This window comes from Paenibacillus sp. IHBB 10380 (assembly GCF_000949425.1).
In the GTDB taxonomy this organism is placed as follows: domain Bacteria; phylum Bacillota; class Bacilli; order Paenibacillales; family Paenibacillaceae; genus Paenibacillus_AQ.
Genome location: NZ_CP010976.1, coordinates 4,108,225 through 4,128,197 on the forward strand (window position 1 = coordinate 4,108,225; position 19,973 = coordinate 4,128,197).

14 protein-coding genes and 1 riboswitch are annotated in these 19,973 nt (G+C 43.3%); of the genes, 3 read left to right on the forward strand and 11 right to left on the reverse strand.

Going from position 1 to position 19,973, the window contains the following annotated elements; all coding sequences use genetic code 11:
- Positions 1-16: 16 nt before the first annotated feature.
- Together UB51_RS18685 and ggt are read right to left on the reverse strand one after the other, a co-directional pair.
- Entirely contained in the window at positions 17-2,062 is a 2,046-nt protein-coding gene (locus UB51_RS18685) for a methyl-accepting chemotaxis protein (protein WP_082063192.1), read from the reverse strand.
- A 176-nt stretch (positions 2,063-2,238) separates the two neighbouring features.
- On the reverse strand, positions 2,239-3,957 hold the full coding sequence (gene ggt / locus UB51_RS18690; protein WP_044878592.1) for a gamma-glutamyltransferase: 1,719 nt from the start codon (positions 3,955-3,957) through the stop codon (positions 2,239-2,241).
- A 224-nt stretch (positions 3,958-4,181) separates the two neighbouring features.
- Positions 4,182-4,274, reverse strand: a riboswitch (cyclic di-GMP riboswitch).
- A 356-nt stretch (positions 4,275-4,630) separates the two neighbouring features.
- On the opposite strand from ggt, the gene UB51_RS18695 reads away from it, so the two are divergent.
- A complete protein-coding gene (locus UB51_RS18695; protein WP_044878593.1) occupies positions 4,631-5,767 on the forward strand; it encodes a virulence factor in 1,137 nt (378 codons plus the stop codon).
- Positions 5,768-5,877: 110 nt separating this feature from the next.
- Here UB51_RS18695 and UB51_RS18700 read toward each other — a convergent pair whose 3' ends face one another.
- The 4 genes from UB51_RS18700 to xylA all read right to left on the reverse strand — a co-directional run bounded on the left by UB51_RS18700 (position 5,878) and on the right by xylA (position 11,532).
- Complete coding sequence (locus UB51_RS18700; RefSeq protein WP_044878594.1) at positions 5,878-7,209, reverse strand: MFS transporter; 1,332 nt, start codon at positions 7,207-7,209, stop codon at positions 5,878-5,880.
- 109 nt (positions 7,210-7,318) lie between these two features.
- On the reverse strand, positions 7,319-8,452 hold the full coding sequence (locus UB51_RS18705) for a transglutaminase domain-containing protein (protein WP_044878595.1): 1,134 nt from the start codon (positions 8,450-8,452) through the stop codon (positions 7,319-7,321).
- Positions 8,453-8,619: 167 nt separating this feature from the next.
- Positions 8,620-10,116 carry a xylulokinase gene (gene xylB, locus UB51_RS18710; RefSeq protein ID WP_044878596.1) on the reverse strand — a complete coding sequence of 499 codons (1,497 nt, stop codon included), beginning with the start codon at positions 10,114-10,116 and terminating at the stop codon, positions 8,620-8,622.
- Positions 10,117-10,212: 96 nt separating this feature from the next.
- Positions 10,213-11,532, reverse strand: a complete 1,320-nt coding sequence (xylA, locus tag UB51_RS18715; protein ID WP_044878597.1) for a xylose isomerase — start codon at positions 11,530-11,532, stop codon at positions 10,213-10,215.
- 136 nt (positions 11,533-11,668) lie between these two features.
- On the opposite strand from xylA, the gene UB51_RS18720 reads away from it, so the two are divergent.
- Both UB51_RS18720 and UB51_RS18725 read left to right on the forward strand, forming a co-directional pair.
- On the forward strand, positions 11,669-12,829 hold the full coding sequence (locus UB51_RS18720) for an ROK family protein (RefSeq protein ID WP_044878598.1): 1,161 nt from the start codon (positions 11,669-11,671) through the stop codon (positions 12,827-12,829).
- Between the two features lie 190 nt (positions 12,830-13,019).
- The gene (locus tag UB51_RS18725) at positions 13,020-13,217 is read left to right on the forward strand and encodes a hypothetical protein (RefSeq protein ID WP_044878599.1); all 198 of its coding nucleotides are present in this window, start codon (positions 13,020-13,022) and stop codon (positions 13,215-13,217) included.
- Positions 13,218-13,353: 136 nt separating this feature from the next.
- Here UB51_RS18725 and UB51_RS18730 read toward each other — a convergent pair whose 3' ends face one another.
- From UB51_RS18730 to UB51_RS18750, 5 genes are all read right to left on the reverse strand, one after another.
- On the reverse strand, positions 13,354-13,590 hold the full coding sequence (locus tag UB51_RS18730; RefSeq protein ID WP_044878600.1) for a glutaredoxin family protein: 237 nt from the start codon (positions 13,588-13,590) through the stop codon (positions 13,354-13,356).
- Positions 13,591-13,664: 74 nt separating this feature from the next.
- Positions 13,665-14,606, reverse strand: a complete 942-nt coding sequence (trxB, locus tag UB51_RS18735) for a thioredoxin-disulfide reductase (RefSeq protein ID WP_044878601.1) — start codon at positions 14,604-14,606, stop codon at positions 13,665-13,667.
- Between the two features lie 154 nt (positions 14,607-14,760).
- Positions 14,761-16,713, reverse strand: coding sequence for a heavy metal translocating P-type ATPase (locus UB51_RS18740; protein WP_044878602.1), 1,953 nt, complete (start codon positions 16,711-16,713; stop codon positions 14,761-14,763).
- A 329-nt stretch (positions 16,714-17,042) separates the two neighbouring features.
- Positions 17,043-18,296, reverse strand: a complete 1,254-nt coding sequence (locus UB51_RS18745; protein WP_044878603.1) for a hypothetical protein — start codon at positions 18,294-18,296, stop codon at positions 17,043-17,045.
- A 184-nt stretch (positions 18,297-18,480) separates the two neighbouring features.
- Positions 18,481-19,770, reverse strand: coding sequence for a homocysteine synthase (locus UB51_RS18750; protein ID WP_044878604.1), 1,290 nt, complete (start codon positions 19,768-19,770; stop codon positions 18,481-18,483).
- Between the last annotated feature and the right edge of the window lie 203 nt (positions 19,771-19,973).

Genomic DNA, 19,973 nt, shown 5'->3' on the forward strand with positions numbered 1-19,973 from the left:
CGCTTCTTTGCCTTTATTATACTTTAAATTGTCGTAAATACATTTGTAGATCTTCCGCCATTTTCGCCAACGACTGTGCCGAAGAGCTGACTTGCTCCATCGCAGCCAACTGTTCTTCGGTCGCCGCAGACACATCTTGCGTCCCCTCAGCCGATTTCTCCGCCACATTCGTAATAAAGTTTACTTGCTCGACAGCGTAATCGGTGCTCTTATTCATTTGCATCGAGTAAGCCGTAACCTCTTGAATTTGAGTTGTCACTTGCAGTACCGATTGCATAATTTCATTAAAAGATGCGCCCGCTTGGTTAACAACATCGATACCTACGGCTACTTCGCGTGTGCCTTGCTCCATAGATTCGATGGCTACTGTCGTTTCACTTTGAATCGCTACAATTAGCTCGGTAATTTGCTTGGTTGACTCTCCCGATTGCTCAGACAGTTTCCGCACTTCACCGGCTACTACAGCAAATCCTCGTCCATGTTCGCCTGCTCGAGCCGCTTCGATCGCTGCATTAAGAGCGAGTAAGTTCGTTTGCCCCGCAATATCAGACATTACCTTAACGATATTATCAATTGCAGCAGATCGTTGCCCTAGCCGCTTTATCGTTTCGTTAATGGAGTTTACCGTAACGTGAATAGATTGCATCTGATTCATAACCACTTGAATGGCCTGATTGCCGATATCGGCACTTTCGGATGCTGTCAAAGCAGAGTTGGCTACACTTTGCGCGTTAGTCGCAATTTGCTGTACGCCCTCTGCTACCTCCCGAATTGAGTGTACGCTCTCTTCAACGTTTTTCAGTTGCTTCTCCGTTCCGTCAGCCACATCTTGAATCGCCATCGCAATATGCTCGGTTGCCTTACTCGTATGCTCTGCGTTTGCAGACAGCTCCTCTGCGGACGTAGCCACGTCTTGGGCCGTTCGATTCACTTGCTGAATGAAGCCGCGCAGAGTCGTAATCATTGTATTGACGGCTCCTGTCAGCTTGCCAACTTCATCATGCGTTTTTACTTGCAACGCTTCTTGGCTTAGATCGCCCTTCGATACACGTTCAGCTGCGTTTGCTACCGCGACAATTGGCCGCGTAATTTGTTGTGCAATAAAGATTGCAATGAAGATAACCGCTAAGCTTACAAGCAGAACAATTATCGTCACATTAGTTTTAATGGAAGAAACTGCTGCTGTAATTGAGTCTTCCGGAATGTGCAAGTACAGGCTATAACCTGTCGTTGGCACAGGCGCGTATGCAACTGAATAATTTTTCCCTGCTTCATTATATACATAGGAAGTCGATTTCGCTTTATCTCCAGCTAAGATATTAGCTAAGCCATTCGTCAACTTTGCTTCTTCAGCTGTTTTGCCGATCAGCTCTTTATTCGGATGAAGCTGAATTTTGCCTTGGTTGTCCACAACAATCGGATAGCCAACGCCATTATCAATATACAAATCTTTTAAAATGTCAGACGTAAATCCTTCAAAGTTTACGAGTCCAGTCAGAACACCCTTGACACGATCACCAATCCCTATAACCGGAGCCGCCATAATAATGGAGCGTTGGCCCGTCGTCTTTGCTAGAATAACATCCGTGTACGTTACTTTTCCTTCCAATCCGTTTTTGAAAAATGGACGGCTCCCCAAGTCAATACCTACGCTTTTTTCAAATGTATCAGCTTTCACAAGGCCGTCCGCACCAATAAAGGTGCTGCCGTCGTACTTGTCTGTTGTCTTTTTTAACGACTGTATATACTTCATCTTTTGTTCGTTATCGTCCGAACGAATATCTGACGTTGTTGCCAGCAGCTGTATTTCAGACATGCGTTCCCGTAAGAACATATCCATCGTGTTGGCTTTACTCTGTACGAGGGAAACGTAGGAATCATTTTGTTTCTCAATCAATTTAGTTGAAACCGTGTAGTAGACGTACAAGGAAGTTGAAATTAAAGGAATAAACGAAACGACCAAAAACCAAGCGATTAGCTTATTTTTTAACTTGCCTGTAAACAGATTACGTATCAGATCCTTAGCCTTGGAAGCCGAACTTTGTTCGACAGGTTCTTTCATCTATTATTCCTCCACCTTATCCATTGAAATCTCTAATTTAAGCTGTACGGCATGTGTTGTCGGAGGGTGTATGGGTGTCATGATGTCTCATATGCGTATATTTTAGAGGAGACAACTAGGGAGGTCCGGAAATTTCCGAACTTTATCCCCGTTGTCGATTTCATTATTTTATAGGATTAATACCCAATAGACGCGCCTTCACCACGAGGGTCAGCGCCACCGAATTTCACGTTAGTTTTCGGTTCGATAACGATCATACCGGATTGACCAACTTGGTCCGTGTAATTGTCAATCTTCTTCACTGGATGACCACGACGGATAAGCTCATCCATAACGGATTGCGGGATACGTCCTTCCATCTTCAAGTCATTAGCAGAATCTCCCCAGTTACGGCCATGCAGCCATCTTGGCGCTTCAATAGCATCCTGCACACTGAAGCCAAAATCAACGAAGCGTGTTACAAGTGCTGCTTGCGTTTGAGGTTGTCCCTCCCCACCTTGTGTACCGTATAGCATATACGGCTTGCCGTCTTTCAGCAGCATTGCAGGGTTCAGTGTATGGAACGTGCGCTTCTTGGGCTCCAAGTGGTTGATGTTGCTCTTATCCAAGGAGAAAAAGCTTCCGCGGTTCTGTAACAGAACCCCTGTATCTTTTGCCACAACACCTGCGCCCCAGTCAAAGTAATGGCTTTGAATGACGGATACGGCATTGCCGTCTTTATCTACAATACCTAACCATACAGTATCACCCTTAGGATCAAGTGGTTTAACTGCTTCCGCGGCTTTTTTCATGTCGATGCGGTCAGCCATTTGTTTACCGTGCTCTTTGGATAACAATTGGTCAACTGGAATTTTAACAAACTCCGGATCAGTCAACCATTTATCGCGATCAGCAAATGCTTGCTTCGTCGCTTCAACCATAACATGGTAGTAGTCAGCTGTGCCTTCGCCCATGCTCTTCAGATCAAAGTTGTTTAAAATGTTTAAAATAGATAATGATGCCATACCTTGGGAGTTAGGCGGTACGTTGTATGCTTTGTATCCACGGTAATCCACGGAAATAGGGTTTACCCAATCCGCTTTGTGGTTAGCAAAGTCATTGTACGTCAAGGAACCTCCGTTAGCTTGAATATCAGCTGCGATCTTCTTCCCGATGTTGCCTTTGTAGAATGCGTCTGTACCTTTATCTGCAATTGTCTTCAGCGTGTTCGCCAAGTCTTTTTGCACAAGCATTTCGCCTGCTTTGTAAGGTTCACCGTTAGGCTTCAAGAACGTCTTGCGGAACGTTTCAAAACGCTGCAAGTTTTTCAATTCTTTATCCTTTGTGTCGATGGCACTTTTCGTCCATGACTCTTGATTAGGTGTCACCGGATAACCTTTCTCAGCGTACTGAATGGCACGCTCAAGCACGTTGTCCAGATCCATAGAATTACCCATAGATTTTTTCGCGTATTTGTAAGCTTCTCCCCAACCAGACACTGTTCCTGGAACTGTGTTTGCCGCCAAGTAGCCGCGAGAAGGGATTACATCAAAGCCCTTTTTTTTGTAGAAATCGATCGTCGTCTTCTCACCTGAGCGACCACTCGCATTTAATGCTTTTACTTCTTTTGTCTTTGCGTTATAAATAAGCCAGAACGCGTCTCCACCGAGTCCTGTATAGTGAGGATACACAACCGAGAGCGCTGCTTGCGCTGCGATTGCTGCGTCTACAGCGTTACCGCCCTCTTCAAGCACTTCCAATGCTGCGGCAGAAGCCAAATAATGCGGTGTTGTAACGATTCCGTTTGGTGCCATCGTTGTAGGACGACCCGCCGCACCTGCAGTGGCCGATAAAGTCGAGAAGCATAACATTGTCGTCAGCAACAGGGTTGTACACTTTTTCAAATTAGTTCTCATGTTTCTCCTCCTAAGTAATATATATTCTTGATGGCTATGTAATGTATTAGAACCTAACCCTTAATACCTTTTACCTCCTTTTAAGGTAACAATCACCACTGTAAAAGCAAGATAAAGATGACATTGCAGTAAGAGAGCCCCTCCCATATCAGAAGAAACTCTCTCTCTACAGGATGAGGTGAATCCCATCCATCAATGTCATCTTATTTATTAGCGTTGCGATGACAGGCAACTGGCTGGCATAACCTGTGTAAACACAAGCGGTAGCCCCTGTAGTTTTGCGACCTATTCTTTCGAATAGTGTGCTTTTTGCTGTAATTGTATTTGTTCATGAACATATCATCATATAGGAGATTATATCCTATCCATCAATTTCCATCAATAGTCGACAAATTTCGAGTAAATATACCGAAATCAGCATTTTTTATTGGTTGTATTTACCACAAGTGGATGTTTTACTAGAGATAACCCATTTTCCCAGCAAAACTAACTTAGCATATGAGACAGTTACCACTAAGACAGACTTTCACTTTCTACAAATAGCATTCATTCACAGTGTGGCTAAATTGATCCCTATATACCGTTTATTGAATTTCAGTCGCTAAAACATCCTTATTTTTGGTTTTCTTATAAATGAGGTAAAATAACGTAGAAGAGGAGGTTGATCATACTTATGAAGATCACGTTTATAGAACCGACACCAAGCCCCAATTCAATGAAACTCCACTTGGATGAAACGGCAGAGGCAGGTATAAGAAAAACATATACTTTAAATAATGAACGCTCAGCTCCCTCTTGGATTAGAGAGATGCTTCATATTCCAGGCATAAAAAGTGTGTTCCACACTGCCGATTTCATAGCCCTAGAACGTAAAGGGAGTGCGGATTGGTCTATTATTCTTGGTGAAGTGCAAGAGCGCTTTGGACAGGAAGGTCTGACCCAGGCGTTGTCTGAATCGTCTGAGGATTTAGGACAACACTATGGTGAGGCGGATGTATTCGTACAGTATTTCCGTGGTATCCCTATGCAGATTCGCGTAAAGGCGGGTCCGCGTGAAGAACGTATTGCCCTCTCTCAGCGATTCACTGAAGCCATCACTGAGGTTGCTACAGCTACCATGATCAAAGAACGTAAATTGTCTGAATACGGGGTTCGTTATGGAGAACTAGAGGAAATTGCCCGTGAGGTAGAACAGGAACTAGAAGCTGCCTATCCTCCAGAACGTCTGCAACAAGTCATTCAACAGGCTATCGCTCACGGCGCAAGTAACGAAGAATTCACAGAAAAACGAGGAGAACTTTCTGATGAAGAGCTAGCTGTAGCTCTTGAGAATAGTGATTGGCGTATTCGTTATGCTGCAATGGATAGAATGACTCCGACGGAAGCGCGAATTATTTATATCCAAACCGCCCTTCGAGATGCCAAAATGCAAATGCGCCGTCTAGCCGTTGTCTATCTTGGTGACTTGAAAACACCTGAAGCTATGGAGCTTCTATACGAAGCACTTAAAGATAGTTCTGCAGGTGTACGCCGTACAGCGGGTGATACGTTATCAGATATTGGTGATCCAGTAGCTACTCCTTACATGACCGAGACACTCAAGGATAGCAGTAAACTTGTTCGCTGGCGCGCTGCCCGTTTTCTATATGATTTAGGTACGGAAGATGCCCGAGAAGCTCTTGAGGTTGCAGTAGGAGATTCAGAATTCGAAGTAAGTCTACAGGCCAGAATGGCTCTTGAACGTATTGAATCCGGTGAACAGGCTGCAGGAACCATATGGCAGCAAATGGCTAAGCGGACGAATACTTAAAGAAGTTGTTCAAAAGTCGTCTATTAATCACGAAGTAAGTCTAGAAGAAAATGAAATGGAATAAGGACGGTGCTACCCTCGTGGGAACCGTCCTTATTCCATTTATAATATTAATAGTTTGTTCTTAGCTCTTCCCTCTTCGCTTCTACCGAGAATGATTCCCTATTCAACCAGCCAAATAGACCTGCAAGTAAGCTAATCCCACCCGCAACCAAATACATATTCATAATTCCTAGTTGTTCAGCCACCCAACTCATGAATAATAGTGAGACACCGAGAATCAGATTAAGCAATACTGCTTGCGCAGAAAGGACCTTAGGTAACATATCCTTACTCGTGCTTCGCTGAATCATCGTTCTCCGGGAAACAGCTGACAACTCAGTCATAGGACCCATGAGCACTACAATCAACAATGCCATTGGAGCAGATGTATTGAGCGCATAGATAGCTATTAATACAGCATAGCCTACCATTCCAGTCAGCATCGCCATAAACAGTCTCTTTTCTAGACGGTTGACCAGCGCTACGACTAGAATACCTCCCAGTACAGCTCCAGCAAAATAACTAGCATTGATATATCCCCACCACTGCTCGTCCTTTAGCAGTACCTCTTTAACAAATAAGAGCATAAATGCGCCCACCCATACGGAACCACCCAGCATGTCAGTCATATCCATAATGGTCAACGCTCTTAGCCTTGGTGAATGCCATAATGCCAACCAGCCTTCACGAAGTGTATGCCACCGAGAAGGCTGCTCCATAATCGCATCTTCGATATACTCGTCTGCTGTACTTAAGGATAACGAAATCGGTGATATTCCTCTCTGCTGCGAGGATACGCTCCTCCAGTCCCATAAGTTACGCCGAGGCGGTTCAGTCGGATCTTCAATCCTTGTTGTTACAATCATCGCGAGTCCATATCCCACTGCTACAATCATAAGTGTAGGAAAAGAACCGATCTGAGAGACTAATAAGCCGCTGATCGCCCAGCCTGCAAACTGTACCACCTGATCCGAGATTGCAACCAACCCATTAGCCTTCAACAATGCCTGATCATTCACCAAGCGAGGAATAAGCGCATTTCTTGATGGAGTCGTCCATCCGTCAAGAAATGATAGCAGGATAACTGAGGTAAATATGACGGGTAGGCTATCCCCCCCGACCCATGGTGACATATACAGAGCGAGTCCTCCAAATAGAAGGAACTGTCCAGTCTGGGAGATTAGTAATAGAAAAGGAAGTCGGTACCTGACCACCATCAAAGGCGCTAGTATTCCACTTATAAGCTGAGCCATCACTCTGAAGAACGGAATTAATGTAGCGAAGATAATCGAACCGCTTCCATTAAGAACAAAGGTAGTTAACGCCACCAAATAAAGTACGTCAGCGGCATTAGATACCGTCTGCGTACCCCACAAGTAATAAAAAGACCGCTTAAACATAACGCGCTGAACTCCTTCTACTGTTAATATTCATGTTGAAAGATCTTAGTTATCATCAAATCGGTCTCATTTGGCCTTCCCTCCCCATATCATGGTGTATTGTTATGACCTACTTCCAGGTTACATTCACCATTAAATCACCTGTATTCTCAAAATCGCTATAATTATAGGATATCCCTTTGATATTAAGCTTGTATAACCCCTGCAATACTTCCATCAGTTTATCTTTACTACCGTGGAAACGAAATAAGATGGAATGATCGCCCTCGCTAATGACCTTCTTCACTTTCGTGTTCAGCCCAGCCGAAGAACTCACAATCTCTCCTGATTCGTATAAATGATAATGAAGTTCCTTCACCAATTTCGTGTAAAAGGCTTTCTTACTTCCTCCCTGTTTAACGAGCGTAGATAGCGTATTTCTATATAGCGTTGTTGCTGCTGGGTAAGGTTTCGTCCATGTATGGTCTTTACGCATCTGCTCGTCATTCCGCAAATAATAACCTATAGCCACCTTGTTCTTCTGGTCAGGGACGGGGTCATCCCACGTTGTATCGAGATGATACCATTTACCAGATACTAGCACTAAATTCCAAGCATGAAGCTGCCTGTTACCTCCCGACTGAACTGCACCTTCTACGATCATATTTTTGATCCCAGCTTCTTTTAACGTTTTATAAGTTAAAAGTGAATAACCCTGGCATACGGTACTTCCTGTACTAAGTCCATCATATGCTGTGTATTTCCGTAAAGTTGTATCATATTTCAAGTTCAGTACGACCCAATCATGAATGACTTTCACTTTCTCATGATCGTTCATTCCTGGAACGATGATCTTTTTCAATACACTCTGGACCTTTTTTGTGACAAATGCGGTCTCCTGAGCGGTTTCCCGGTAACTGAGTTTAACTTTCACATCCGCTGAATTCTTACCTCCTTGATAAGAGTATCCATAGCTTTCAATCGTATAGTTTATGTAAGGATCGCTCTGCATCGCCTGATCTAGAGCTTGCTTTATTTGCGTCTTAAGCGATATCGTTTTCCCTTTATACACAAACTCCAACACGTCTTTACGGTCATTCATCGCTGATAATAGGATCTGTTGAATATCATCCACGGAACGTACCACCTCAAATTTGGAAGTAGCGTAAGCCTTTTCCCAATCAGTGGCAGGTGGAACGACTCCCACCATCAGGGTTCCGATTAAAATTATTTTAAAGAGTCTGTAGGGACTTCTATTATTCATGGAATACCTGCCCTTCTGTATACTGGGAATTTATAATCATAATTGTATCAACTATATATATGCTTAACTAACAACTTATACACCATTAAATTTATTGTAACAATAACAAAGCTGCGATTCCTCCATCATACCAATAGAGGAATCGCAGCTTCAAGTTCTCTATGAAATTATTGACGGAAAGCTGCCAATTTCTCATTCAATTCACGGGTCTGTCCGTATACTTCTCGATAAAGGTTAAACAATTGTTCATAAGTAGCTACGGCATTTGGGTTCGGTGTATAAGATTTCGCTGTCGACAGGAAGGCAGATGCACAAGCTTGTAGAGATGGGAACCATCCGCAACCATAAGCCGCCAACATCGCTGCTCCCATGGCTGGTCCTTGCTCACTTTCAAGCTTCAGAATCGTGGCATTGAACACGTCTGCCTGCATCTGTAACCAGACTTCATTCTTAGAACCACCACCAATGGAGATGACCTCGGACACCTGCTTACCTGATGCACGTAAAATATCAATGGATTCTTTCAATGAGAACGTGATTCCTTCCATCACAGCACGACTGAAGTGTGAAAGTGTATGACTGGCATCTATTCCAATAAAGCTGCCTCGGATGGTTGCATCAGGGTGTGGTGTACGTTCTCCCACGATATACGGAGTAAAGAGCAGTCCTCCACTCCCTGCTGATATCTCTTCAACTCCTGCGAGCATTTGATCGAACGTCAAGTCTTCAGCAAAGGTTTCCTTGAACCATTGTAAGCTGTACCCAGCCGCTAACGTAACGCCCATAATGTAGAATGCATCTTGCTCCCCATGGTTAAAGAAATGAACCTTCCCTTCAAAGTCCAAATCCTTGCGTTCCTCATAAGACAGAATAACTCCAGATGTTCCGATACTACACATCGTCTGACCTTCGGACAGAATGCCTGTACCGATGGCCCCACATGCATTGTCTGCTCCACCTGCAAATATTTTGGTAGAAGGAAGTAGACCTGACTTTTCCGCAATTCCTGGAAGTAGCGTACCCACCTGATCAAATGATTCGACTAGTTTAGGACAGAGCGATACAGGTAATTCGAATGCACTTGCAATCTCCTCACTCCACTGCTTGTTAGTCACATCGAGTAACAATGTACCTGCCGCATCAGAATAATCCATCGCATAATCACCTGTTAAGCGGTACCGAACATAATCCTTTGGTAATAAGAATAATGCAGCTTGCTTCAGAATATCAGGTTCATGTTCTTGTAACCAAAGGATTTTGGGAAGTGTGAAACCCTCCAAGGCCCGATTGCGTGCAATATCAAGCAATTTACTACCCAGCGTTTTCTCAATCTTACGGCACTGTGGCGTAGTACGCGTATCATTCCATAGAATCGCATTACGTAGCACTCGACCCGATTCATCCACTAATACTAATCCATGCATTTGACCAGAGAAGCTGATCCCTTCAACTTCTGATGCCTGCACCCCAGATTTATTCATTAATTTATGGAGAGAGGTAAGGGTCTTCTCTACCCATTCCTCTGGATTCTGCTCACTATAACCCGGCTTCGGCTGAAGCAGCGGATAAGGTTCGGATACTTCATAGACTACACGGCCTTTTTTGTCCACAAGCACGGATTTCACTGCACTGGTGCCCAGATCAATCCCTATCACGTAACTCATTATACCCCCCCTAGATGTAGTATAGTAGTATATAGAAAGAGCCGCCGCCTTCCCGTGGGAAAGGAGCTGCGGCTCAAGATTCATCATTATCAAAGACTACTCAATAGCGTAAATGTATTGGTTAAGTGTAGCTCTTAGGTGCTCTTGGCGACCTGATTGGTTCTTACGAGGATTCTCATTGTTCAATGCATATTCAGCCAATGATGTTAATGTAGCTTTGCCTGATACAACGTCAGCGCCGATACCTTCGCTAAAGCTGCTGTAGCGTTTCTCAATGAAATCTTCAAATACACGATCTTCGATCAACTTAGCTGCAACTTTAAGACCTTTTGCATAAGTGTCCATGCCTGCAATGTGGGCCAAGAACAAATCTTCAGCTTCGAAAGAAGCACGACGTACTTTAGCGTCAAAGTTCACGCCACCACGACCGATACCACCATTCTTAAGAACTTCGTACATTGTGAGTGTTGCATCATAGACATCCGTAGGGAATTCATCTGTATCCCAGCCAAGCAACATATCGCCTTGGTTAGCATCTAAAGATCCTAACATACCGTTGATACGAGCTACACGAATTTCATGGTCAAATGTATGTCCTGCAAGTGTCGCATGGTTTGCTTCAAGGTTCAATTTGAAGTGTTTGTCCAAGTTATACTTCTGCAAGAAAGCAATGGTTGTTGCTGCATCATAATCATATTGATGTTTCGTAGGTTCTTTCGGTTTAGGCTCGATCAAGAATTGAGCTTCAAAACCAATTTCTTTCGCATAATCTACTGCAAGTTGGAACATCCGAGCTAGATTATCTTGCTCTAATTGTAGGTCTGTATTCAGTAGTGTTTCGTAACCTTCACGACCACCCCAGAATACATAGTTCTCAGCACCAAGACGTTTACCAACCTCAATACCTTTCTTAATCTGAGCAGCTGCATGAGCGTATACATCAGCATTACAAGTGGAAGCCGCACCATGGACATAACGAGGGTTCGTGAACATGTTCGCCGTATTCCAGAGCAATTTCTTACCTGTTGCTTTCATTTTTTCTTCAATTAATCTAACGATTACGTCTAAGTTGCTATGAAATTCTTTCAGAGTATCACCTTCTGGAGCAATATCTACATCGTGGAAACAGAAAAATGGTAGACTCATTTTCTCCATGAATTCAAAAGCAGCGTCTACACGAATCTTCGCAAGATCCATGTCACTATATTTATCCCAAGAACGTACTGCAGTGTTAGCGCCGAACTGATCGGAACCTCCCGCAGTTAACGTATGCCAGTAAGCCATACCGAAACGGAAATGCTCTTCCATTGTTTTGCCGGCCACTTCTTCTTCCGGGTTATAAAATTTAAAAGAATAGGGATTGGTTGATTTGCTACCTTCATAAGCAATTTTTCCAACATTCTCAAAATGGGCCATGTGATCATGTCCTCCTCTTCATTATTAAAAAGTAATCGTTTACACCGCTATCCTATCATATCTGTTATACTTTGTCTATTGGTTAAACTAAGTTATCTTTTCTATATTTTCGCCCCAAAGGATGTGTGAATTTCATATGAAAATTACAGGTGATCAAGCTCTAGTCAAAAAAATTAATAAGTCCATTGTGCTCGATACGATTCGTAGGCATAACCCTCTCTCCAGAGTGCGGGTATCCGAAATAACCGGTCTGAATAAAGCTACAGTATCCAATCTCGTGCTCGAATTAATAGAAACCCATTTGGTGCAAGAGATCGGCCCTGGAGAATCCAGTGGTGGGCGCAAACCGCTAATGCTGCTCTTTCATCGAAGTGCTGGACACGCCATAGGTCTGGAACTTAGTGTTACTCATTTGAAAGGTATATTAACCGATCTAGAGGATGAGATTATTACAGAACAGAACTTCGTCCTAAGTCAGCGCGACCTTCCCTATGTATTAGAGAGAATGAAAGAACTCATTCATTCCTTAATAGAGTTAGCTCCTGCCTCTCCACATGGTATTGTAGGGATTGGTGTCGGTGTTCCAGGTATGGTCGCCGAAGATGGAACTGTATTGTTCGCACCCAACCTGGGTTGGGTGAATGTGCCGCTAAAGTCACTTCTTGAACAATCTTTCGGCATCCATGTGACCATTGATAACGAAGCTAATGCAGGTGCCCAAGGCGAACTTCATTACGGTGCAGGCGCAAATGTCCAGCATCTAATCTATATCAGTGCAGGCATGGGGATTGGCTCAGGTATTATCTTCGCTGGCGAGCTATATAAAGGAGCCTCGGGTTATGCTGGTGAAACAGGTCATATGACCATTGAAGCTGATGGTCGCATCTGCTCTTGCGGAAACCGCGGTTGCTGGGAATTATATGCTTCCGAATTAACTTATCTAGATCAATCCAGGAAATTACCAGCCCAATCTACAAGAGAGCTGATCCTACATGCACAAGAACAAGAAAAAAGTACACTTGCGTTATATGAAGAAATTGGACACTATCTAGGGATTGGAATAACAAATATTGTGAATAGTTTTAACCCAGAGCTGGTCATTATTGGAGGTCCCCTGTCAGAAGCCAAGCCATGGCTTGAGTCTTCTATTCAAGCTATTGTTGCAGAACGAACCTTGCCTTATCATAGGCGACAACTACAGATTCAATTCTCCTCTCTCGGTAGTCGCTCAGCTATGATTGGCGCCTCATATGCTGCTGTATCTCAGTTTTTGGGACGCATCCGAGTTTCCCAATAGAATCTAGCAACTCAATTTATGTTAAATCGACGTAAATTCGTCGCATTTTTGCCTTCTTTATTCTTATCATTTGAGATTGATTTCGATATAATAGAAATACTGTATATGATATTAGTCATTGCAATACACATTTTATCTATTCAGAAATCTACATTAATAATTTCTCAGTAAAGAAATGGAGAGAAAATCCGTGACTTACGTTGACACATCCAATATTTCGGCGCAAATGTTTGTAACCGTGTTATTATTCTTAGTCGTAATTGCTCCTCTATTCAGCCTCGGAGTATTGCGGTTGTTTCAATCTAAGCGTAAATCCGGGTTAATGCTTATCGGTCTAGGTATAGGTGTCTACATCGTATTCCAAATCATCATGTCGGCATTCTATTGATATTACTGCATTAGGATTAAATTCACATCCATGAATCGAGTCGCAATGTAATGAGTTTTATAACACAAAGAGGCCGTAACTTCTTATAGCTAGAAGTTACGGCCTCTTATATTTACATTTACCCGAATGAAAGCTATTATGCTTCTGGGTCCAATGCCTTCTTGAATTGTGTCATATTCATTCCCACAATACGGTGTTCCCCGATTACAGTAACCGGAACTGCTCTAAGCCCCATATCCCATACTTGCTGCGCAAATTCGTCGTTTTCCTCAATGTTGCGCTCTTCAAACTGAATTCCTTTGTCTCCTAGATACCCTTTCACTTGTTTACAGTGAGGGCAATTCGAGCTTGTATATACAACAACGTTATCCATGTTAACAGTCTCCTCTATTCTTGATTTTTAGATGTAACTTATTGATCATAGATGATTTTTTGAACTACCTCTTCTTACAACGCAACCTTAGCATGCTCTAAGCTCTCTAGATACTTCTCACAATCCATTGCTGCCATACATCCGCTACCTGCGGCAGTAATTGCTTGTTTATAACGTGTATCTTGAACGTCACCACAAGCAAATATACCAGGGATATTCGTCTCAGAAGTACCAGGCTGTACAACAATGTACCCATTCTCATCCGTTGTAACGCGACCACCTAGAAATCCTGTATTCGGATGGTGACCAATCGCTACGAATATACCACTTGCTTCAATAAATTCTTCTTCACCAGACACATTATTCAACAATCTAAGACCCTTCACACCACGTTCATCAGCTAAGACCTCTTGAGGAGCACGGTTCAGTGCCCATTCAATTTTACTGTTTGCACGAGCGCGATCCTGCATAATCTTGGATGCACGTAATTCGTCACGACGGTGAACTAACGTAACCTTAGTTGCGAAGCGCGTTAAGAAATTGGCTTCTTCTAGTGCGGAATCTCCCCCACCTATGACAACAATCTCTTTACCACGGAAAAAGAACCCATCACATGTTGCACATGTACTCACACCACGTCCGATGTTTTCTTGCTCACCAGCAATCCCTAAATACTTCGCCGATGCACCCGTAGAAAGAATGAGCGTATCGGTTACCAATTCACCCAATCCTTCTACATTCAACTTGAATGGACGGCTCTCCATATCTACGCTATTCACCCAGCCCGTACGGAATTCTGCACCGAAACGCTCTGCTTGCTTACGCATTTGATCCATTAGTTCAGGGCCCATGATACCATCAGGAAAACCCGGGAAATTCTCAATTTCGGTCGTTGTAGTCAATTGACCACCTGGTTGCGGACCTTCAATAACGAGTGGATTCATATTAGCTCTTGCTAAGTAAATAGCAGCGGTTAGACCTGCCGGACCTGTTCCGACGATAATAGATTTGTACATGTTGTATCCTCCTATTTTCCATAGATCTTTAAAATATGATATAAACCTTAATTAAAATGATTATTATATAGAAACTATTATGATCCATATAGGGAATGCTGTCAACAACATAGCACACATTTATCAAACTAAATTGTGAACAATTTAATGAATGTCATCTAAGGAGTCTCAATCCATTTAGAATAACTAGTATTGTACTTCCTTCATGACCAATGACACCAAAGGGTAGAGGAATATTCGTGACAAAGTTACTTGTGATCAGCAGTAGAATAATACTAATGGCAAACACTATATTTTGCTTAATGATTCTCTGTGCTCGTCTGGCAAGTGTTATCGTACTCGCAATCTCTTCAATATTGTCATTCATAAGTACGACATCCGCGACCTCTAATGCTGTCCCGCTTCCGTTCATTCCCATACCTATACCAACGGTTGCTGTAGCTAGGGCAGGCGCATCATTAACTCCATCTCCGACCATCACCACATGACCGTACTGCTCCCGCATTTGTTTGACATAATTCACCTTATCCTCTGGCAATAAATCAGCATAAATATAATCTACACCCATCTGCTCTCCGATCACTTGGGCTGTATCCGCACGATCTCCTGTCAACATCACGACACGAATACCTAAAGCTTGCAGAGACTTCACCGTTCTTACCGCCTGCGGTCTGATCAAATCTTTCAAGGCTATCATGCCTACTACCTGATCTTCATCCATAATAACGGAGACAGTCTTCCCTTCTGAGGTAAGGCGGTTACGATGGTTAACCCACTCTGATTGAACCGATGATTCATCCAAAATGCTACTCTTGCCTATTCTCCACATCTTTCCTTCAACCTCAGCTTCAATCCCCCATCCCGTCAACGACTGAGCCGAATCAGCCGACTTCAACTGGACTCCTTCTTCCTCTGCTCTACGCAGAACAGCCTTTGCCAACGGATGCTCGGATAACTGCTCTACTGAGGCACAGATGGATAGCAGTTCATTTCGGTCATATCCTTTTCCAACAATAAAATCCGTCACTTGCGGTGTTCCCATCGTAAGCGTTCCTGTCTTGTCAAAGGCCACTACCGAAGTCAGCGCCATATTCTCTACGTGGGCTCCACCTTTGAAAAGAATTCCTTTACGCGCCCGATTGGAAATCGCGGACAGCATGGCAGGCATAATCGAAGAGACTAAGGCACAGGGAGAAGCCACAACGAGAAATACCATCGCCTTGTAGAAGGAATTACCCCAGCTCCAACCTAACAGCAATGGTGCGATCCCGATTACTACTAGCGTTACGAGAACGACAATCCGTGCATAGATCGATTCAAACCGTTTGATAAAACGCTGTGAATCAGGAACTTCGCTCTCCGCTTCTTCCACTAACTTAATGATTTTGGCAAAGACAGTAGCTTCGGCTGACTTCGTCACCTCAACATATAACACACCTTCTCCATTCAGCGTACCTGCGAATACTTCATCGCCCGTTGTTTTGTCTACTGGATGTGCTTCACCCGTAATGGAAGCCTGATTTATAGAGGAATACCCACGCTGAATTTGACCATCTGCTGAGATCAACTCACCTGGCTTCACAAGAAATAGATCTCCGACTTGAAGCTGACCAATAGGAACCTCCGTCATCGTCCCATTCTCGATTAGAATCGCTGTCTCAGGTTTAAGCGCCATAAGAGAAGAAATATCCTTCTTACTCCGTTCCATTGTGTAGCTCTCTAATGCACCACTTAAGGCAAATATGAAGATAAGCAAAGCCCCTTCATTCCAATAGCCTATCGTGGCTGCCCCCATAGCGGCTGCGATCATCAGTAAATTCACATCCAGATCACGTTCTTTAATAAGGGTCTGAACACCTTCCTTAGCCTTGACCCATCCGCCGAGCGTATAAGCGATCACATAGATGAGAACCGATAAGATATCAGACCACTGCCCCACTGTCCAAGCGATCAAAGTGAGCGCTCCACTACTTAATGCAGCGAGCATCTCTGTATTACGAAGCATACCGCGTAAATCGAATTTCCTCTGATTCCGAGGATTCGGTTGATTGGCCATTTTGCGATTGGAGATTGTTACCATTGATGAAGCCTTGTATGCATTTTGCATGATAAATACCCTCCTTATTGATAATGACTTCCATTATTACTTCCCTAAAAATGGCACAAGCTGCTCCGAGTGACCCGGAGCAGCTTGTTTAAATGAGAATGATACTCATTTCTTGTATCTATGCAATTATTTTTCCCATAAGCAACTTATGCTTTTATTATATGCCGACATCACTCCAAAGTAAATGATATATATGACCATCAAGGAATAATGATTAAAGTGCGAGTTCAAAAATCAGACTATTTGTGAACAACCTCTTAAACAAAAAAAGATGAGCAAAGGGTCTCAGGAAGACCCCTTCGCTCATCTCAGGTAGAACTAACGTCTAATCAAATTCCTATAGAGCCATGATGACTCTGCAAATCAGTAACGCTCTCCGTTAACTCCCACTGTGCTGCGCTTAAACGAACGCTTGATAATTCCGTCAAATTACAACTTACTTCATTAATTCCAAGCCTATACACATCGGGTAAATCTACGGCCGTTAAAGCACCCACTGTGCGAATATCAATGTATGGCTTCATTCTCCGTACACTCCGTAAGGTTTCCACCTCTAGTACGCAACCCGATGAGCCTATATTAATAACAGTATCCGTATTAGGATCACCTGAGTTTTCCTGCCATTCCAATACTAATAAATTCGTAAAGCGTGCCATCAGAACGGCTATTTCTTGCGAGATCCTCTCCGTTACCAGCACACCAACACGGTATTTCACCTGCCGATACATATGACATAAAGTTTGTTCTGCAACTCGGTCAATGAACTCAATGCAGGCTGCTAATTGTTCCCCGCTCACTGGATTAGGAATCAATAGATCTAGCGTATAATCTTCTCCCTGTTGTTCACAGCGTAATATAGCTCTAAAAAGTGCTTCTAACTGAAGATCTTGTATGCCATTCAAAGGATAAGGCTCTATCATACTGTCTGCAGGTGAACGTAAACTAACCGTCATCGGGGCACCATCTAATTCATGCAAAAGGGAACGCCATTGCTCTTGTTGTATACCCAACAACCGCTGTTGTAATGACTGTGGAATCTGCTCCTCTCTGTTTACTATACGAGCAGCGAATAATTCTCGCACATCGTTAGTAAGGAGTAAGTTTGCGCAACTAACTAATCCGAGCCCAGCAGCGCCTAACTTCTTGCCTAGCTGAGCATCCTTGGGCGTCACTCCGTTTGCAAATACACGTAAATGCCTCACTTGATCGCTCCATAACAATAAGCGTTCTGGCGCAGTAGGTACATTCAACTGCTGTAGATGTGCAGCATTTCGTACAATTTCCCCAATATAATTGGCGTCTGTACACAGTAATGCTTCTTCACGTGATAATGTTCCTAATGCAACCATTTCTATAAGTGAGACTATCTCAGGAAGGGTATACGCACGATTTTGTCGGTCTTCATGTGTCCGATATAAACTACCTTTCCTATAGGAAGATAATTGACTTTGTCCAAGATAGCGTTCATCTGCTTCCGCAGCAGCTTGCTCCGAATACACCTGTAATAAGAACGCTCTCATCTCTATAGACTTGAAAAAGTCCTCCGTATTGTAGAAGTCATGGTTACACCGTTCACGCTTCATTTCAGCTGTCCACCCTCTTTTCCCTTAGTACACTCTACATAAGATTATTAAGCATGAACCCAAAATATACAGACAGTTCCACTGTATTTAACAAAAATACACCTTCCCTCTCCATTTGGAGAAAAAAGGTGTCAAGGATTACGGATTAATATGCATCTCACTATAGAATGAAATAAACCACTTATTACTGGCTATTCTTAATCGCTTGCTCAAGATCATTCAGGATATCGGCAATCGATTCCGTTCCAATCGACAAACGAATCATTTCCGGACGTACACCAGCTGCTACTTGTTCTTGTTCAGTTAACTGTGCGTGTGTCGTGCTGGCAGGATGAATAATGAGTGACTTAGAGTCACCTACATTCGCTAAATGTGAGAATAACTTAACACTTTCAATCAGTTTGCGGCCTGATGTTGCACCGCCCTTAATTCCAAACGTTAAGATCGCTCCCTGTCCCTTCGGCAAATACTTCTGTGCCAAATCATAGGAAGCATGGCTCGGTAAACCTGCATAGCTGACCCACTCTACATGCTCATGATTCTCTAAATATTGTGCTACTTTCAGCGCATTCTCACTGTGACGCTCCATACGAAGGTGAAGTGTCTCCAACCCTTGCAACAATAACCATGAGTTGAACGGCGAAATGGATGATCCTAGATCACGAAGTAGTTGCACACGAGCTTTGATAATATAAGCGATAGGTCCTACTGCTTCTGTATACACGACACCGTTGTAGCTTGGGTCTGGTTCCGTAAGCCCCGGGAATTTGCCACTAGCCTTCCAATCAAATTTACCAGCATCCACGATTACGCCACCTATAGACGTCCCGTGACCACCAATGAATTTCGTTGCCGAATGGACAACAATGTCAGCTCCATGTTCAATTGGACGGAGCAAATACGGGCTTGGAAAAGTGTTATCTACAATAAGAGGAAGGCCATGCTCATGAGCAATCTTAGCGACAGCCTCAACATCAAGTACGCTACCCTGAGGATTACCGATCGTTTCTGCATAAAGGGCCTTGGTCTTATCCGTTATTGCCGCACGGAAGTTCTCAGGATTATTAGAATCAACGAAATGAACTTTAATCCCAAGTTTGGCGAATGTCGTAGAGAATAGATTATATGTACCACCATATAGGCTTGAAGAAGATACGATCTCATCTCCTGCTCCAGCTATATTCAGTATCGAGAACGTAATAGCTGCTTGACCTGAGGCCGTGGCAAGAGCGCCTGCGCCACCTTCCAATGCTGCAATCCGCTGCTCAAATACATCAGTAGTTGGATTCATGATTCTTGTATAGATGTTACCGAATTCTTGTAGTCCAAATAGATTCGCTGCATGCTCACTATCGCGAAACCCATAAGAAGTTGTCTGATAAAGTGGGACCGCTCTTGCAAAAGTGGTAGGATCGATTTCTTGGCCTGCATGTACTGCTAATGTCTCAAATGATAGCTTCTTTTCCTCTGGCATAAATAATACCTCCCTTATAATTTCCCATATTCTCTCATACTTCTATCACTTTGAAAAGGTAGAACTCAAAATAATTCCAACTATTTTTATAAGTATAGTGAAATTCAATACTACGATGCTTATTTATACAAGAAGAAACGGCTTCGCCATCTTTAAAGGGCGGTAACCGTTTCGTCAAATGATTGCAATTGCTCTTATATTCT

Excerpts from the sequence above, each read along its gene's own strand:
- UB51_RS18745 (WP_044878603.1), bottom strand. The coding sequence starts at position 18,296 with ATGAAGCGTGAACGGTGTAACCATGACTTCTACAATACGGAGGACTTT.
- UB51_RS18730 (WP_044878600.1), bottom strand. The coding sequence starts at position 13,590 with ATGGATAACGTTGTTGTATATACAAGCTCGAATTGCCCTCACTGTAAA.
- UB51_RS18750 (WP_044878604.1), bottom strand. The coding sequence starts at position 19,770 with ATGCCAGAGGAAAAGAAGCTATCATTTGAGACATTAGCAGTACATGCA.
- trxB (WP_044878601.1), bottom strand. The coding sequence starts at position 14,606 with ATGTACAAATCTATTATCGTCGGAACAGGTCCGGCAGGTCTAACCGCT.
- UB51_RS18705 (WP_044878595.1), bottom strand. The coding sequence starts at position 8,452 with ATGAATAATAGAAGTCCCTACAGACTCTTTAAAATAATTTTAATCGGA.
- xylA (WP_044878597.1), bottom strand. The coding sequence starts at position 11,532 with ATGGCCCATTTTGAGAATGTTGGAAAAATTGCTTATGAAGGTAGCAAA.
- UB51_RS18740 (WP_044878602.1), bottom strand. The coding sequence starts at position 16,713 with ATGCAAAATGCATACAAGGCTTCATCAATGGTAACAATCTCCAATCGC.
- UB51_RS18720 (WP_044878598.1), top strand. The coding sequence starts at position 11,669 with ATGAAAATTACAGGTGATCAAGCTCTAGTCAAAAAAATTAATAAGTCC.
- ggt (WP_044878592.1), bottom strand. The coding sequence starts at position 3,957 with ATGAGAACTAATTTGAAAAAGTGTACAACCCTGTTGCTGACGACAATG.
- xylB (WP_044878596.1), bottom strand. The coding sequence starts at position 10,116 with ATGAGTTACGTGATAGGGATTGATCTGGGCACCAGTGCAGTGAAATCC.
- UB51_RS18700 (WP_044878594.1), bottom strand. The coding sequence starts at position 7,209 with ATGTTTAAGCGGTCTTTTTATTACTTGTGGGGTACGCAGACGGTATCT.
- UB51_RS18685 (WP_082063192.1), bottom strand. The coding sequence starts at position 2,062 with ATGAAAGAACCTGTCGAACAAAGTTCGGCTTCCAAGGCTAAGGATCTG.
- UB51_RS18695 (WP_044878593.1), top strand. The coding sequence starts at position 4,631 with ATGAAGATCACGTTTATAGAACCGACACCAAGCCCCAATTCAATGAAA.